General features: G+C 60.6%; 14 protein-coding genes. 12 read left to right on the forward strand and 2 right to left on the reverse strand.

Features of this window, described 5'->3' with window-relative positions; translation table 11 throughout:
• The first annotated feature begins 9 nt into the window (after positions 1 to 9).
• From trpE to Z945_RS0116595, 3 genes are read left to right on the forward strand one after another with little or no spacing between them, the layout of a single operon-like run.
• A complete protein-coding gene (gene trpE, locus Z945_RS0116585; protein WP_025053215.1) occupies positions 10 to 1,521 on the forward strand; it encodes an anthranilate synthase component I in 1,512 nt (503 codons plus the stop codon).
• An 8-nt stretch (positions 1,522 to 1,529) separates the two neighbouring features.
• Positions 1,530 to 2,567: a succinylglutamate desuccinylase/aspartoacylase family protein gene (locus tag Z945_RS0116590; RefSeq protein WP_025053216.1), complete on the forward strand. Its 1,038-nt coding sequence runs from the start codon at positions 1,530 to 1,532 to the stop codon at positions 2,565 to 2,567.
• Positions 2,568 to 2,621: 54 nt separating this feature from the next.
• Complete coding sequence (locus Z945_RS0116595) at positions 2,622 to 3,122, forward strand: hypothetical protein (protein ID WP_025053217.1); 501 nt, start codon at positions 2,622 to 2,624, stop codon at positions 3,120 to 3,122.
• Between the two features lie 24 nt (positions 3,123 to 3,146).
• Here Z945_RS0116595 and Z945_RS0116600 read toward each other — a convergent pair whose 3' ends face one another.
• Positions 3,147 to 4,772, reverse strand: coding sequence for a divergent polysaccharide deacteylase family protein (locus Z945_RS0116600; protein WP_025053218.1), 1,626 nt, complete (start codon positions 4,770 to 4,772; stop codon positions 3,147 to 3,149).
• A gap of 170 nt (positions 4,773 to 4,942) precedes the next feature.
• Here Z945_RS0116600 and Z945_RS0116605 point away from each other — a divergent pair, with 170 nt between their 5' ends.
• The 7 genes from Z945_RS0116605 (at position 4,943) to lexA (ending at position 10,419) form a co-directional block, all read left to right on the forward strand.
• Complete coding sequence (locus tag Z945_RS0116605; RefSeq protein ID WP_025053219.1) at positions 4,943 to 5,524, forward strand: anthranilate synthase component II; 582 nt, start codon at positions 4,943 to 4,945, stop codon at positions 5,522 to 5,524.
• The gene (gene trpD / locus Z945_RS0116610; RefSeq protein ID WP_025053220.1) at positions 5,521 to 6,537 is read left to right on the forward strand and encodes an anthranilate phosphoribosyltransferase; all 1,017 of its coding nucleotides are present in this window, start codon (positions 5,521 to 5,523) and stop codon (positions 6,535 to 6,537) included. Before Z945_RS0116605 ends, trpD begins: the two co-directional genes overlap by 4 nt.
• Positions 6,534 to 7,202 carry a uracil-DNA glycosylase gene (locus Z945_RS0116615; RefSeq protein ID WP_025053221.1) on the forward strand — a complete coding sequence of 223 codons (669 nt, stop codon included), beginning with the start codon at positions 6,534 to 6,536 and terminating at the stop codon, positions 7,200 to 7,202. Before trpD ends, Z945_RS0116615 begins: the two co-directional genes overlap by 4 nt.
• Positions 7,199 to 8,011 carry an indole-3-glycerol phosphate synthase TrpC gene (gene trpC / locus Z945_RS0116620; protein ID WP_025053222.1) on the forward strand — a complete coding sequence of 271 codons (813 nt, stop codon included), beginning with the start codon at positions 7,199 to 7,201 and terminating at the stop codon, positions 8,009 to 8,011. Before Z945_RS0116615 ends, trpC begins: the two co-directional genes overlap by 4 nt.
• Positions 8,011 to 8,484, forward strand: coding sequence for a cyclic pyranopterin monophosphate synthase MoaC (gene moaC / locus Z945_RS0116625; RefSeq protein ID WP_025053223.1), 474 nt, complete (start codon positions 8,011 to 8,013; stop codon positions 8,482 to 8,484). Before trpC ends, moaC begins: the two co-directional genes overlap by 1 nt.
• Positions 8,481 to 9,653, forward strand: a complete 1,173-nt coding sequence (locus Z945_RS0116630) for a molybdopterin molybdotransferase MoeA (RefSeq protein WP_025053224.1) — start codon at positions 8,481 to 8,483, stop codon at positions 9,651 to 9,653. The genes moaC and Z945_RS0116630 overlap by 4 nt, the downstream gene beginning before the upstream one ends.
• Positions 9,654 to 9,717: 64 nt before the next feature.
• Positions 9,718 to 10,419, forward strand: coding sequence for a transcriptional repressor LexA (gene lexA, locus Z945_RS0116635; RefSeq protein ID WP_025053225.1), 702 nt, complete (start codon positions 9,718 to 9,720; stop codon positions 10,417 to 10,419).
• Here the strand turns inward: lexA and Z945_RS0116640 are convergent.
• Positions 10,383 to 12,449, reverse strand: a complete 2,067-nt coding sequence (locus tag Z945_RS0116640; RefSeq protein ID WP_025053226.1) for a ComEC/Rec2 family competence protein — start codon at positions 12,447 to 12,449, stop codon at positions 10,383 to 10,385. The two genes, lexA and Z945_RS0116640, sit on opposite strands and share 37 nt — an antisense overlap.
• Positions 12,450 to 12,594: 145 nt before the next feature.
• Between Z945_RS0116640 and gltX the strand changes: the two genes are divergently transcribed.
• Positions 12,595 to 13,995, forward strand: a complete 1,401-nt coding sequence (gltX, locus tag Z945_RS0116645; protein ID WP_025053227.1) for a glutamate--tRNA ligase — start codon at positions 12,595 to 12,597, stop codon at positions 13,993 to 13,995.
• Between the two features lie 116 nt (positions 13,996 to 14,111).
• Positions 14,112 to 15,407, forward strand: a complete 1,296-nt coding sequence (locus tag Z945_RS0116650) for a citrate synthase (RefSeq protein WP_025053228.1) — start codon at positions 14,112 to 14,114, stop codon at positions 15,405 to 15,407.
• Positions 15,408 to 15,790: the final 383 nt, after the last annotated feature.

Below are 15,790 nucleotides of genomic sequence, written 5' to 3' on the forward strand. Positions count from 1 at the left end.
TCGCTCGCCATGTCCCTGACCCCCTCTTTCGATACCTTCGCCAAAGGTCATGCCGAAGGCCGCAACCAGGTCGTCTACACGCGGCTGGCGGCTGACCTTGATACGCCCGTATCGCTGATGATCAAACTGACCGGCACCGCTGAAAACGCTTTTGTGCTAGAATCGGTCACGGGCGGCGAGGTGCGCGGGCGCTATTCCATTATCGGGATGAAGCCAGACCTGATCTGGCGCTGCCGGGGTGAAAGCTCTGCCATAAACCGCGCTGCCCGCTATGACGCGGAAGCCTTCGAAGATGCCCAAGGCAACCCTCTGGACGTGTTGCGCGAGCTAATCGCTGAATCCAAGATTGATCTGCCTGATGATCTGCCACAGGCCGCCGCCGGGCTGTTTGGCTATCTGGGCTACGATATGATCCGCTTGGTGGAGCACCTGCCCGACGTGAATCCCGACCCATTGGGCCTGCCCGATGCGGTGATGCTGCGCCCCTCGGTCATTGCCGTGCTCGATGGCGTCAAAGGTGAAGTCACCATCGTCTCGCCCGCGTGGGTATCGGATGGTCAATCTGCCCGTGCCGCCTATGCCCAGGCGGCAGAACGTGTGATGGATGCGGTGCGCGATCTGGAACGTGCCATGCCCGGTGCCAGCCGTGATCTGGGCGACGCGTCAGAAGCCCCGGAACCGGTCAGCAATTTTACCCGCGACGGATATAAATCCGCTGTGGAGAAAGCCCGCGAATATATCGTGGCGGGCGACATTTTCCAGGTGGTCCCCAGCCAACGCTGGGCGCAGTCCTTTCCGCAGGCGCCCTTTGCGCTCTATCGCAGTTTGCGACGCACGAACCCCTCGCCTTTCATGTTCTATTTCAACTTCGGCGGCTTTCATGTTGTCGGTGCCAGCCCCGAAATCCTCGTGCGGGTCTTTGGCAACGAGGTCACGATCAGACCCATCGCCGGCACCCGCCCCCGCGGGGCCACGCCTGAAGAGGATCGCGCGCTCGAGACGGACTTGCTGCTTGATGAAAAGGAACTGGCCGAACATCTGATGCTGCTTGATCTGGGCCGCAACGATGTGGGCCGTGTGGCCAAGATCGGCACAGTGCGTCCGACCGAAGAGTTTATCGTCGAGAAATATTCCCACGTCATGCATATCGTCTCAAACGTGGTGGGCGAGTTAAAAGAAGGCGCGGATGCGCTCGACGCCTTCTTTGCTGGGATGCCCGCAGGCACCGTATCAGGTGCCCCCAAGGTCCGCGCCATGCAGATCATTGATGAGCTGGAACCAGAAAAGCGCGGCGTCTATGGCGGCGGCGTCGGGTATTTCAGCGCGGGCGGGGATATGGACATGTGCATCGCCCTGCGCACGGCCGTGATCAAGGATGAAACTCTTTATATTCAAGCAGGTGGCGGCGTGGTCTATGACAGCGACGCCGAAGCGGAATATATGGAAACCGTACATAAATCCGGCGCGATCCGGCGGGCGGCGGCGGATGCAGCCCGCTTTGACGGCTCTGGCCGGAACTGACGCGCTCCGTGGCCCGCGCCCCCTTCGAAATCGCAGGCCATAGCGTCGCCCCCGGCACCTCGGCCCGCGTCGACTTGCCGGTCTCGACCCTGCCCGATCACACGCCGGTGCATCTGTCAGTCGAGGTTTTCCACGGCAAACGGGCGGGGCCCACGTTCTTTGTCTCGGCGGCGGTCCACGGTGACGAAGTCATCGGCGTGGAAATCGTGCGCCGCCTACTGCGCGCCCCGCAGCTGAAATCCCTGCGCGGCACGCTTTTGGTGGTGCCGGTGGTCAATTCCTTCGGGTTTCTCAACCGCTCGCGCTACCTGCCCGACCGGCGCGATCTGAACCGCTGTTTTCCCGGCTCGCCCAGCGGATCGCTGGCGGCACGGCTGGCCCATATCTTCATGACCGAGGTCGTGCTGCGCTGCCAGTCGGGGATCGACCTGCATTCAGCCGCGATCCACCGCACCAACCTGCCACAGGTACGCATTTCGCCCTCCGACCCGGTAACACGCGGCATGGCGATGGTCTTTGGCGCACCCGTGGTGCTGACATCACCTTTGCGCGACGGATCATTGCGGGCTGTGGCGGCAGAGGCAGGCACGCCGGTATTGCTCTATGAGGCAGGAGAAGGTCTGCGCTTTGACGAGATGGCCGTGCGCGCGGGTCTTGCTGGTATTCTGCGGGTCATGCATGCGCAAGATATGTTGCCGCGCAAGGGCATCGCCCCCGCCAGACGGTTGCCCAATGTCTGTTCCTCTTCCTCATGGTTGCGCGCGCCCGTGGGCGGGTTGCTGCGCACCTTCCGGGCCGAAGGCGAAACAGTCGAGAAAGGCGATATCCTCGCCACCGTCTCGGACCCGTTCGGCGAGGTGGAGGAAGATATCGTGGCGCCGAACCCGGGCATATTGATCGGACGCGCCATCCTGCCCGTGGTCAACGAGGGCGATGCAGTATTTCATCTGGCCAAGCTGTTACCCCGCGCGGTCACCGATACGGTCGAGGAACTGGTCGAGCAACTCATCGCGGACCCGCTGTTCGATGAGGACGAGATCATCTGAATATTGCCGCGCTGGTGAGGTGGGCTATCTGTGCATCCTCACAGGAGATTTCCCATGCTCAAGCTCGCTTCTCTCATGCTCGCCCTGACCGCCACACAGCTCTTGGCCGATATCACCGTTCAGTTCGATGAAGGGGCACCCAAGGATCGTTTCACACTCACCAATGCCGGGGCCTGCACGCTGCCCGCTGTGACGGTTACGCTGGATATTGGTATGGCCCCTGCCGGTCTGATTTTTGATGTGACAGGCACCGGTGCTGGTGTGCAGGTGTTTCAACCTTTCGATCTGGTACAGGGCGCGGCCCTTCTCGGCAGTGCCCCTGTTGTACGCGATGGTGACAGCGTGATCGAACTGCCGTTAACAGGGCTGGATGTTGGGGAAAGCGTCGCATTCACAATTGATGTCGATGACACGGGCACGCACCGTCAGACCGTCGTGAGCGGATCGGAGATGTCCGGTGCAGAGGTGCGTATCACGATGGCAGGCCAGCAGATGCGCGGCGTCTTCGGCGATACCGCGACTGCGCGGGTACCAACGGCTGCCTGCACCTCGTAAGGCCGCTATGGTGCCGCGATCGCGCTAGCCCCCGTCCCGTGTCAGCAACGCCGAGATAGGTGCAAGTGCCACCTGCCCTGCCCGATCCTGCAACCCCCAGAGCAACAATGCCGAGATCGTGTCAGGCCGCATCCGCCCCAGCATGATCACCGCGCCTTCCTGGCCTGCCTTAAAGGCCGCTTGATCCAGAAAACGGCGGATCACCTGCGCTGTCTGGCCTTTGCTGTCGAAGTCGCGAAAGATCGGGTCGGCAAGCACGCCCTGTTTGCGGGCAAGGTTTGGCATAGTGTTCAAACCCTTATCTTGCGTCACCATACCGTGACCGGACTGCGCCAGCACTGCAATCACCTGATCCGACACGTCGCGGGACGGCTGCAATCCACCTGACGGCCCCTCTAGCACACCGACAACCTCGCGCATCTGCGACAGGGTCGCGCCAAAGGTCGTCTCTACATCGAGGGGCTGCGCACCAGCGGGCAGATCAATCATCGCCAGCACTTCAAAGCCCGCCGTGCGGTAAAGCGCCATCCGTTCGGCCGCATCCGGCAGGGCGCTGTCCACAGCGATGCTGAGCGTATAGGGAAAGCTGCGCAGCGCGGCGATGCCCGCAGTTCCATTGGTGGGTGTAGAGCCATCGTCGATCAGGACCACCGACATCAGCGGCTTGTTGTCAGGGTTTGCAAATGGCTCTGCGTTACGCACCAAAGGTGCCACATCGCCTTGCGCCGCTGCTTCTGCCACGGCACCGCTGTCTGTGATCACGGTGACGCCCGGTGTCTGCGCGGCCTCTTCCTCATCTGTCGGGCGGTTGATGATGACCCCACTGGAACGGTCCGTCAAAGAAACCGCAGGCGTGCCGATTTGCGGACGTGCACTCGGTGCCAGCATTGCCACCTGTGGCGGCGCATCTTCCTGCTCTGCCGGGGGCGGGGAAACCGCCGCCGGAGGGTCGACCGGATCTGATGCCCCCTGTGCCACCTGAGGCGGATCAAGCGGTGCTGGTTCGGGAGTTTGGTCAGGAGCATCCTCCGCGGGAGGAACGGTGTCGTCGGCAACAGCGGTATCTGGCGCTGATGGTTCGGCTGCGTCCGAAGGCGCTTCAACAGAGTCCGACGGTGCTTCGGCAGGGTCCGATTGTGCTTCAACAGGGTCCGGCGTACCCGCTTGCGGCGTTTCTGCCGGTTCCGTGTCGATGCTCACTCCGTCTGCGGGCTGCGGGATCATCGGGGCCAAGGCCTGTGGATTGGGGAAAACCGGCTCTTCATCTGCAAGGGCGAGCGCACCACTGTTCGGCATTCCGTCAGGAGCATCAAGCGCCCCCAGCACATCTGGTTGCGTGACCGGCGACAGGCGCAGTTGCGGCTCAGTCAGCGTTCCCAACGTATCGGCGTCCCCCGGCGCAGTCTGCTGCGCTGTCTGACCTTGCTGCGGTGGCGTATCGGGTTCTGTGACCGCAATCCCGCCCTCTTGCGGGGTTGAAGGCAGCGTCGCATCGGGAGAACTGACATCCGGCGGTGTGAAATCGCTGACTTGCGGAGCCTCGGACGAAGGCGGTGCTTCAGGTAGAGGAGCCATAACCGACGCCACGCCGCCGACGCCAAGGCTGACGATGCCGCCCCAGACTGCCCCGCTCAGAAATCCGCGTGCCATCTCGCTCTCTCCTGCTTTGCGGTGCGCGGATCACGGGCACCCCTGTCTCGATCGACCTGAACGCGCTCTTGACGGCGCGGGACAAGCCTGAACATCTAGGGGTAAGTATATCCCAAGGCATTGGCGGATCGCCAGCCTTAAGGCCCACACCAGATGCAAAGAATTGACCATTGTTGCTGCTTATCGATAACTACGACAGCTTTACCTATAATCTTGTTCACTATCTGGGCACTTTGGGCGCGGAAGTTGAGGTGCACCGCAACGACAAGCTGAGCGTTGCCGACGCCCTCGCGATGCGGCCTGCGGGCATCCTGTTGTCGCCCGGCCCCTGTGATCCGGATCAGGCGGGTATCTGCCTGGATCTCACCCTTGCTGCCGCTGAGGCGCGCATCCCGCTCTTGGGCGTCTGTCTGGGGCATCAAACTTTGGGACAGGCCTTTGGCGGCAAAGTGGTGCGTGCGGCCGATATCGTGCACGGAAAGATGGGCCAGATGCATCATGAAGGTACCGGCGTTTTCGCAGGTTTGCCCTCACCGTTCGCCGCGACCCGCTATCATTCGCTTGTCGTTGACCGCGACAGCCTGCCCGATTGCCTGACGGTGACCGCAGCCCTGGAAGACGGGACGATCATGGGCCTGCAACACCGCGAATTACCACTCCATGGCGTGCAGTTTCACCCCGAATCCATCCGCTCTGAACATGGGCATGCGATGTTGCAGAACTTCCTTGACGAGATGAAGGTGCCGGCATGAGTGAGGCGTTGAAACCACTGATTGATGCCGCTGCAAATGGCCCGCTGACCCGCGCGCAGGCCGCCGAGGCGTTCGAGATCCTGTTCGACGGTGAAGCAACCCCGAGCCAGATGGGCGGCTTCCTGATGGCCCTGCGCACGCGGGGCGAGACAGTCGATGAATACGCGGCCGCGGCATCGGTCATGCGCGCCAGATGCCACGCAGTCAAAGCGCCCGAAGGCGCGATGGACATTGTGGGCACAGGTGGCGACGGCAAAGGCACGCTCAACATCTCGACCGCGACTGCCTTTGTCGTGGCGGGTGCAGGCGTTGTGGTGGCAAAACATGGCAACCGCAACTTATCCTCGAAGTCAGGTGCAGCTGATGCACTTACACAGATGGGTCTGAACGTGATGGTCGGCCCCAAAGTGGTGGAGCGCGAGCTCGAAGGGGCAGGCATCGGCTTTATGATGGCCCCCATGCATCATCCCGCGATTGCCCATGTGATGCCAACGCGCTCTGAACTTGGCACGCGGACGATCTTTAACATTCTGGGGCCCCTCACCAACCCCGCAAGTGTCAAACGCCAGCTGACCGGCGCCTACCGCCGCGACCTGATCCGCCCGATGGCGGAGACTTTGCAGGCGCTGGGATCGGAGAAAGCATGGTTGGTGCACGGCTCTGACGGCACGGACGAGCTGACAATTACGGGCGTCAGCTGGGTATCCGGGCTGGCTGATGACGCCGTCACGGATTTTGAAATCCATCCCGAAGATGCCGGCCTGCCCGTGCATCCGTTCGAGGACATCGTGGGTGGCACACCTGAAGAAAACGCACTCGACTTCAAAGCACTACTGAACGGCGAGGTATCTGCATACCGCGATGCGGTGCTGTTGAACGCCGCTGCCGCCCTGTTGGTGGCCGATGCGGTGCCGGATTTAAAAGCGGGCGTCGAGATGGCGGCGCAAAGCATCGACTCAGGGGCCGCGAAGGACAAAATCACGCGCGTCGCCGCGCTTTCCCACGAGAAATGAGCCGCTTTGATCTGTCGCGGCTGGGCGCGTGGGGCGATCTGCCGTTCTTCAATACAACCTTGCACGAGATCGAGAATGCACTCGCACTGGAAACCCGCCCCGTCTTTCCTCCGGCCAGTGATACCTTTGCCGCATTGGAACGCTGTCAGCCTGACGCCACAAAGGTGATTATTCTGGGTCAGGACCCCTATCATACGCCCGGCAAAGCCGATGGGCTGGCGTTTTCAATTCCTCAAGGGTTCGGCGGGCGGCTTGATAGTCTGGGTAACATCTTCAAAGAGATCAAAACCGATCTGGGACAGAACCGCAGCCGCACCGATCTGTCGGACTGGGCAGATCAGGGGGTCATGCTGCTCAATACTGCGCTCAGCGTTCCTCAAGGTGCTGCAAAAGGCCACGACAAACTTGGCTGGAGCCTGCTGGTGAAAGAAGTGCTCTTGCATCTTGCGGACCGACCCCGCGCCTACATTCTATGGGGTGGACCGGTGCAAAAACGCGCCGCTCGAGTCAACAGCCCCCCAAATCTGAAAATCGAAAGCGCCCACCCCTCGCCGCTTTCGGCCTATCGCGGCTTTTTCGGCTCCCGCCCGTTCAGCCAAACGAATGCATGGTTGCAGGCGCAGGGCTTGGACGCCATAAACTGGGGCGACCCGGAGGGACCATGACCGAGACCATTTTAGACAAGATCAAAGCCTATAAGCTTGACGAAGTTGCCGCCGACAAGGCTGCTAAACCACTGGCTGACGTCGAAGCCGATGCGCAAGCTGCACCGCCCGTGCGCCCTTTTGCAGAGGCCCTCCACAGTGCTTCTCTTGAAGGCTACGGGTTGATCGCCGAGATCAAGAAAGCGAGCCCGTCCAAAGGGCTGATCCGCGCGGATTTCGACCCCGCCAGCCTTGCGCAAGCCTACGCCGACGGAGGTGCCGCCTGCCTGTCGGTCCTGACCGACACGCCCAGCTTTCAAGGGGCCAAGAGCTTTCTTACCGAAGCCCGCGCCGCCTGCGATCTGCCCGCCTTGCGCAAGGATTTCATGTACGACACCTATCAGGTCGCCGAGGCCCGGGCTTTGGGGGCCGATTGTATCCTGATCATCATGGCCTCTGTCTCTGATGCGCAAGCGGCAGAGCTGGAGGCAGCCGCCGCCGAGTGGGGCATGGATGCGCTGATCGAAGTGCATGACGCCGCCGAGCTTGAGCGTGCGGCCCGGATGGAAAGCAAGCTGATCGGCATAAACAACCGCAATCTCAATACCTTCGAGACCTCACTTGATGTGACACGTCAATTGTCAAAACAGGTGCCCGCCGACCGCATAATGGTCTGCGAATCCGGTCTGTCGACGCCCGACGATCTGGCCGATATGGCCCGCTACGGGGCGCGGTGTTTCCTGATCGGCGAAAGCCTGATGCGGCAGGACGATGTGGCGCAGGCCACCACCAAGCTGCTCGCCAACCCGCTGACCGCAGGGGGCATGTGATGGCGCTGACGCATTTTGATACCAAGGGTGACGCCCATATGGTCGATGTGTCGGACAAGGATGTCACATCCCGCGTCGCTGTGGCGGAAAACCACATCACTATGCGCCGTGAAACCTTTGATATCATTACCGAAGGTCGCGCCAAGAAGGGCGATGTTTTGGGCGTTGCACGGCTTGCCGGGATTATGGCAGCCAAGCGGACCGCCGACCTTATTCCGCTGTGCCATCCTCTGCCGATTACATCGGTCGCGGTTGAGTTGGAGCCGGACGCCAGCTTGCCCGGCATCCGCATCACGGCCACAGTGAAAACCACTGGCCAGACCGGTGTCGAGATGGAAGCACTCACCGCCGCCTCCGTCGCCGCGCTGACAGTTTATGACATGACCAAAGCCGTCGACAAAGCGATGGAGATCAACGGCTTGCGGGTCGTTCTGAAAGACGGCGGTAAATCCGGCCGCTATGAGGCCACATGATTTCGGTCGCAGAGGCGCGCGCCGCCCTGCTCGATCTTGTCAGGCCGCTTGAGGTCGAGCATGTGCCGCTGCGCCATGCGGCCGGTCGCGCCCTAGCGCAGGATGTCTTTGCCACACGCACCCAACCGCCCTTCGCGGCCTCGTCTATGGACGGTTATGCCCTGCGCCGCGCCGAAGTCGAACCGAACGCAATGTTCAAAGTCATCGGCGAAGCGGCTGCGGGCCATCGGTTTGAAGGCATCCTGCGCCCCGGTCAGGCTGTCCGCATTTTCACCGGCGCGCCCGTTCCGGAGGGCGCGGATTTCGTTGTCATTCAAGAAGACACCAGCCGAACCGGTAACCTGATCACGCTGGGCCATAAGACTGGCGATAAAGACAACATCCGCCCCGCCGGCGGAGATTTCAGTGAAGGGGCACGTGTTGCGGCACCGCTTGTGCTGCGCCCTGCCGATGTTGCGTTGCTGGCCGCGATGAACATCGCTGCTGTGCCGGTCACCCGCAAACCGCGCGTTGCAATCCTTGCCACAGGTGATGAATTGGTCCAACCGGGCGAGGCTCCCGGCCCCGACCAAATCGTCGCCTCCAACAGTTACGGACTGGCGGCAATGCTGGAACAGGCTGGCGCTGAAGTGCGCATGCTCCCCATCGCAAGGGATACAGAAAGCGCTTTGAAACAAGCCTTTGCCTTGGCTGAAGGCAGCGATCTGATCGTGACCATCGGCGGTGCCTCGGTGGGCGATCATGATCTGGTGGGCCCTGTCGCCGCGCAAATCGGGTTGGAGCAAAGCTTTTACAAAGTGGCGATGCGTCCCGGCAAACCGCTGATGGCAGGCCGTTTGAAAAATGCCGCGATGATCGGGCTTCCGGGCAATCCGGTTTCTGCGATGGTCTGCGGTACGGTCTTTGTACTGCCGGTCCTACGCAAGATGCTGGGCCTTGGCACGGACGAACAGCTGCACAGGCAAGCGCCGCTGGGCTGCGACCTGCCCGCCAATGGACCACGTGCGCATTACATGCGCGCCAAACTGGTGGAGGGAACGGTACGTCCTGACGCCCAACAAGACAGCGCACTTCTGTCGGTGCTTGCCGGTGCCGATGCACTTTTGGTCCGTCCCGTAGACGATCCTGCACGCGGTGAGGGTGAATTGGTATCCTACATCGCACTCTGATCACTATTGACACAAAACAAGAACATCCATAGAACAAACCCAAATCAATTGAGGAGGCTATGCGGTGTTGACCAAGAAACAGCTCGATCTTTTGGCGTTCATTCACAAGAGAGTGCAGCGCGATGGCGTGCCGCCCAGCTTTGATGAGATGAAGCTTGCGCTGGACCTGCGGTCGAAGTCCGGCATCCACCGCTTGATCACTGCATTGGAAGAACGCGGCTTTATTCGCCGTCTGGCGCACCGCGCCCGCGCGATTGAAGTTGTCAAACTGCCCGAGAGCCTGGGCGGTGCCCCGAACGCGGGCTTTACCCCGCGCGTGATTGATGGCGACCGTCCAGATACCCCGCCCCCCGCTGCTGCGATGCCCGTCGGCAACAGTGATGCGCACTCGGTGCCTGTCATGGGCAGGATCGCGGCTGGTGTTCCGATCGAGGCGATCAACCAGATGACCCATTCGGTGACCGTGCCCGGTGGCATGATCGCAGGGTCCGGTGATCATTATGCGCTTGAGGTCAAAGGCGATTCGATGATCGACGCTGGCATCAACGACGGTGATGTTGTGGTGATCCGCGAAACATCTGTGGCGGATGACGGGGACATTGTTGTCGCACTTGTCGGTGATCTTGAGGCGACATTGAAAACCTTCCGTCGTAAGGGGGCTTCCATTGCGCTTGAGGCGGCAAACCCCGCTTACGATACCCGCGTCTTGCCCGCCGATCAGGTCAAGGTTCAGGGCCGTTTGGTTGGTTTGATCCGCACATATTGATCCGGGGCGGCAGTCGCTTTGGGCCATGCGGTCCAAAGCCGCTCTCCCGCTTGGTCCCTTGCCGTGGTGATGCGCCACCCTTCGGGGGTCTTATCCAAAGCAACCGATCCGGTCTGTTTGAGAATTCGGGGGTCAAACAACAGACAACCTTGCGCCCGCAATGCCTCTGCCGGCGCAGAGGCAACGACGATTTGATCCGCATTACATCCTGCGAACTTTGACACAGCGCGCTTCCCGGACAAGTGCACAATTTCACCCATCTGCCAGCGTTTGGCCGCCCAAGCCTGCGTATCTCCGCTGCCATCGTTTTCAAGCCAGTTGCGGGCGACGAAACCCGCCCCTTTCTCCTTGCTCAACGCGCGGCCCTGCGATGTCATCACGCCGACCAATGTGCCGGTGTCCGAGATCAGCACATCAGGCCGCGTGGCTCCCTGCCATAGAGCCATGCTAAGGCCCATCGCGGCAACACCGATCCATCGCAAGCGCCCTTGCCACAGGATCAAGGTCAAAAACCCAAGCCCGAGCAAGGGCAGCACCCACGGCCCCGGTCCCGGCACATACCGGCGGGCGTTCTCAAGCCCCGCCACGAAATGGGCCACCCCCAGAATCCAGTCGAGCCCCAGCCCCATCGCCCAAAGCGCAATCCAGTCCAGCCCCAGCGGAGCCAGCACCAACGCAAGAACTGCCGCCGGAATGACCAGCACGCCCATCAGGGGGACCGACAAGAGGTTCGCGATCAGCCCATAATGGGCGATGGCATTGAAATGTGCCGCAGCAATCGGCGCAGTGGCGATCCCCGCAACAGCAGAGGAGATAAAGGTGGCGACAAACGGTTTGGCCCATCGTGGGACAAGGTTCTGCTCCATGTCCCGGATCCAGCCAAATACCGCAACCAAAGCCGTGGTCGCCGCGAATGACATCTGAAACCCCGGCCCCATCAGCGCCTCTGGTCGCAGCACCAGCACGATAATGGCGGCCACTGCGACAGCGCGCAAAGACAAGGCCCTTCGCCCGATCAACAACGCCGCGAGCGCCACTGCGACCATGATAAAGGCCCGCTGGGTTGCTACATTCCCGCCGGACAACGCCAGATAGCCTGCTGCCGCGATCAGCGCACCGACGGCGGCAATGGCTTTGGTCGGCCAGCGGACCGATGTGTAAGGATGGGCCGCAAGGATCAGCCGCAGGGCACCGAAGACAACAGCCGTTAAAAGCCCCATATGAAGGCCCGAGATAGCCAGCAAATGCGCCAGATTGCTGGCCCGCAACGCGTCCAGCGCCTGCTGGCTGATGGCACTCCGGTCGCCCGTGGTGATCGCAGCGGCAAAGCCGCCCGTGTCCCCCGGCAGGCGGTTCTGAATGTGTGCAGAGGCAGCCATGCGCAGACGGAACACCAGCAAACCGGCATGTCCTTCGCGGGCTTCTGCGGCCCCCATCAGTGGCACGCGGGTATAGCCCACGGCACCCAATTTCGCAAAAAACGCATGGCGCTGGAAATCAAAGCCCCCCGGCTCAACAGGGCCGGAGGGCGGCGACAGATGCGCCGTTGTCATCACCCGCAACCCCGGTTCCGGCGCGATCCCAGCCGCGCCTTTGCCATGCAATGAAATGCGTACACGTTCGGGTGTGCGGACGTGCGGCACGCGGTCCAGTCGCACTTGATCCAGCGTCAAGCGTAACGCGTCCGACTGGCTGCGGTCCATTGCGATGACACGGCCCTCGACTGCCCCGTAATAGCGCCAGCCCAGCACCGGTTCCGCTACCGAATGCGCCCGCAGTCCTGCGAGCGTAAAGCCGACCAGACACAGGGCTATGGCAATGGGGAAAGGGGCAAGTGCCTCGGTCACGAAGCGTGCCACGGGTACCAAAGCGATTGCCGCCATGACGCAGGCTGCGAAAGTCAGGATGCCGGGTTCCGATTTGAGAGAGAAATATGCGCCGATCCCAATGGCAAGACACACCGGCACCCAGCCGAGCATTCCGCCGCGCTGGCGGAGCAAAACAGCCTGCATATGCCCCCATATAATCATCACCACATGGCCTTCCGCCCACCGCTTGCCCCCGTTCACCGCACTGGATAGACAGGCAACAAAGCTTAGGGTCAGGTTGGTTAGCAAAAGGTAAATGCGCCCTCTGCCCGGCCCCATTCAGTTACGTCAGATCAGAAAGCCCGCCATGTCCGCACCCGTCGTCACCCGCTTCGCCCCGTCCCCCACCGGATTCCTGCATATCGGCGGGGCGCGGACGGCGCTGTTCAACTGGCTTTATGCCCGCGGGCGTGGCGGCAAATTCCTGCTGCGGATCGAAGACACGGATCGCGCACGCTCGACCCCTGCCGCGACCGAAGCCATCCTGCAGGGTATGGCCTGGCTTGGTCTGGATCATGACGGTGACATTGTCAGCCAGTTCGAAAATGCGCCACGCCATGCCGAAGTGGCGCTTGACCTGCTTGCCCAGGGCAAGGCCTACAAGTGCTTTGCCACGCAAGAGGAAATCGCAGCCTTCCGCGAAGCCGCCAAAGCCGAAGGGAAGAGCACGCTATACCATTCGCCCTGGCGCGATGCGGATCCTGCAAGCCATCCTGACGCGCCGTATGTGGTCCGCATCAAAGCCCCACAGGACGGGACGACCGTGATCCAAGACGCCGTGCAGGGGGATGTGACCATCCAGAACAACACGCTGGATGACATGGTTCTGTTACGTTCCGATGGCACACCCGTCTATATGTTGGCGGTTGTGGTGGACGATCATGATATGGGCGTGACGCATGTGGTCCGGGGCGACGATCACCTGAACAATGCCGCGCGGCAAATGATGATCTATCAGGCGATGGGCTGGGATGTGCCGGTCTGGGCGCATATCCCGCTGATCCACGGCGCTGATGGCAAAAAGCTGAGCAAACGTCATGGGGCCTTGGGGGCGCAGGAATATCAGGTGATGGGCTTTCCAGCCGCAGGTATGCGCAATTATCTCGCGCGACTGGGGTGGAGCCATGGGGACGACGAGTTCTTCACCGATGCACAGGCGATGGAGTGGTTCGATCTGGATGGCATTCGCAAAAGCCCCGCGCAGTTCGACCTCAAAAAGCTCGAAAGCATCTGCGGGCAGCATATCGCACAGGCTGATGATGCTGCGTTGCGGCAGGAATGTGAGAGTTATTTGAGCGCTGCCGGGTTACCTGCCCTCACGGAAACCCAGTCCGATGGATTGGAGCGCGCGATGTATTGCCTAAAAGAACGCGCCAAGACATTACCGGAACTTATTGAAAAGGCACATTTTGTGCTGACATCCCGGCCCATCGCACCAGATGAAAAGGCGCAAAAAAATCTCGATTCAGTATCCCGTGGTATGCTGAACGAATTGACGCCGCATTTGCAGAATGGTAGCTGGGATAGAGAAACGCTGGAAGAGGTGATGAACGGTTTTGCTGCCGCGCATGATACCAAATTCGGCAAACTCGCGGGGCCCCTTCGGGCGGCACTTGCAGGGCGCGCAGTAACCCCATCTGTTTATGACATGATGCTTGTGTTGGGGCGCGATGAAACCCTCGCCCGCCTGACGGACCTGGCGGAGTGAGACGTTAACACCTTCTCAACTGCGCCAACGATAACACTGGGCAACGTATCCGCTTCGGGCTGCGTTGTCGGACAGCGGGCAGGACGCCCGGCTGCCAACCGAATGAGAGGGACCGCATGACCGAAAGCACAAAATCAGCCAAACTAACCATCGACGGTAAAGACTACGATCTGCCGATGTTTTCACCCACTTCCGGCCCCGACGTGATTGATATCCGCAAGCTATACGCCCAGGCGAATGTCTTCACATACGACCCCGGTTTTACCTCCACCGCCGCCTGCGATAGCACAATCACATATATTGATGGCGATGCGGGCGTTTTGCTGCATCGTGGCTATCCGATCGACCAGCTGGCGGGCAAATCCCACTACCTCGAAGTCTGCTACCTGCTGCTTTACGGCAACCTGCCCTCCCCGGCAGAGCTGGAAGACTTTGAAAGCCGTGTGACTAATCACACCATGCTGCATGAGCAGATGATGAACTTCTTCCGCGGTTTCCGCCGCGATGCGCATCCGATGGCCGTTATGGTGGGTGTGGTTGGCGCGATGTCTGCCTTCTATCACGACAGTACCGATATCGCTGATCCGTGGCAGCGCGAGGTCGCTTCGATCCGTCTGATCGCCAAGATGCCGACGATTGCCGCGATGGCCTATAAGTACACCATCGGCCAGCCCTTTGTGTACCCACGCAACGATCTGGATTATGCGTCGAACTTCCTGCGCATGTGCTTTGCCGTCCCTGCCGAGGATTATGTCGTCAATCCGATCCTCAGCCGCGCAATGGACCGTATCTTCACACTCCACGCTGACCACGAACAGAACGCCTCGACCTCCACAGTGCGGCTGGCGTCCTCATCGGGCGCGAACCCCTTTGCCTGTATCGCCGCTGGTATTGCTTGCCTTTGGGGTCCGGCACATGGTGGTGCAAACCAGGCCTGTCTTGAGATGCTCAAGGAAATCGGCACACCGGACCGCATCCCCGAATTTATCGCCCGCGCCAAGGACAAGGACGATCCCTTCCGCCTGATGGGCTTTGGCCACCGCGTTTACAAAAACTTCGATCCCCGTGCCACGGTGATGAAGGAAAGCGCAGACGAGGTGCTGGAACTGCTGGGTGTGGAAAACAACCCCATCCTGCAAGTCGCCAAAGAGCTTGAAGCCGCCGCCCTGAGCGATCCGTATTTTGCAGAGAAAAAGCTGTTCCCGAACGTGGACTTCTATTCCGGCATCATTCTCGAAGCGATGGGCTTCCCCACATCCATGTTCACGCCCATTTTTGCATTGAGCCGGACCGTAGGCTGGATTTCGCAGTGGAAAGAGATGATCGCAGATCCGCAGAACAAGATTGGCCGCCCGCGCCAGCTGTATCTGGGCGACACGTCCCGCGACTATGTGGACATCGAAAACCGGTAACGCATTAGCGTAGAGATACTGGTTTATCGGCATCAGACGCCCCGGTATCGCCGGGGCGTTTTGCGTTTCGCACTGTTTCAAACTTAGCAACGCCCCACTGCTGCAAAAGCATTTTCGGACATAGTTACGACACATTCCGATTCGGTGCGCAGGAACTGAATACCCGCCAGCGTCACAAAAATAGGCAGAAATACGCAAAACTGTTTCTGCGGAATGTGCGTGTTTCGAAACACCCAAGGCAGAAATGAGGCGCAATTAAGACATTGTTTCGCGCACCCCAACAATACCGCCGAATGCTTGACCCGTTGAGCGGGCAACAGCTACCTTGATTTCAACGGTGTCTGAAAGGTGTGCTATGTTTGTTCAAATAACTGCTGTCCTGA

It is taken from the genome of Sulfitobacter noctilucae (genome assembly GCF_000622365.1).
Taxonomy (GTDB): domain Bacteria; phylum Pseudomonadota; class Alphaproteobacteria; order Rhodobacterales; family Rhodobacteraceae; genus Sulfitobacter; species Sulfitobacter noctilucae.